The sequence below is a fragment of the Sphaerotilus sp. FB-3 genome (genome assembly GCF_023706025.1).
Taxonomy (GTDB): Bacteria; Pseudomonadota; Gammaproteobacteria; order Burkholderiales; family Burkholderiaceae_C; genus Sphaerotilus; species Sphaerotilus sulfidivorans.
On record NZ_BQWE01000064.1, the window covers coordinates 1 to 702 of the forward strand.

At 66.7% G+C, this 702-nt stretch carries 1 protein-coding gene; it reads left to right on the plus strand.

Annotation, left to right across the window (positions count from 1 at the left end):
• A partial coding sequence (locus NFT33_RS19040; RefSeq protein WP_251677718.1) for a GTP-binding protein occupies positions 1–702 on the plus strand: 702 nt, incomplete at both ends.

A 702-nucleotide genomic window follows, 5' to 3' on the forward strand; every position in this document is an offset into this window, starting at 1 on the left:
CCAACCGCCACTACGCTCACGTCGACTGCCCGGGTCACGCCGACTACGTCAAGAACATGATCACCGGCGCCGCCCAGATGGACGGCGCGATCCTGGTCTGCTCGGCCGCTGACGGCCCGATGCCCCAGACCCGCGAGCACATCCTGCTGTCGCGTCAGGTCGGCGTGCCGTACATCATCGTCTTCCTGAACAAGGCCGACATGGTGGACGACGAAGAGCTGCTGGAACTGGTCGAGATGGAAGTGCGCGAGCTGCTCTCCAAGTACGACTTCCCCGGCGACGACACCCCGATCGTCAAGGGCTCGGCCAAGCTGGCCCTCGAAGGCGACACCGGCCCGCTGGGCGAGCAAGCCATCATGGCCCTGGCCGATGCGCTCGACACCTACATCCCGACGCCCGAGCGCGCCGTCGACGGCACCTTCCTGATGCCCGTCGAAGACGTGTTCTCGATCTCCGGCCGCGGCACCGTCGTGACCGGCCGTATCGAGCGCGGCCTGGTCAAGGTCGGCGAGGAAATCGAGATCGTCGGCATCCGCGCCACCGCCAAGACCACCTGCACCGGCGTCGAAATGTTCCGCAAGCTGCTCGACCAGGGTCAGGCTGGCGACAACGTCGGCATCCTGCTGCGCGGCACCAAGCGTGAAGACGTCGAGCGCGGCCAGGTGCTGTGCAAGCCGGGTTCGATCAAGCCGCACACCCACT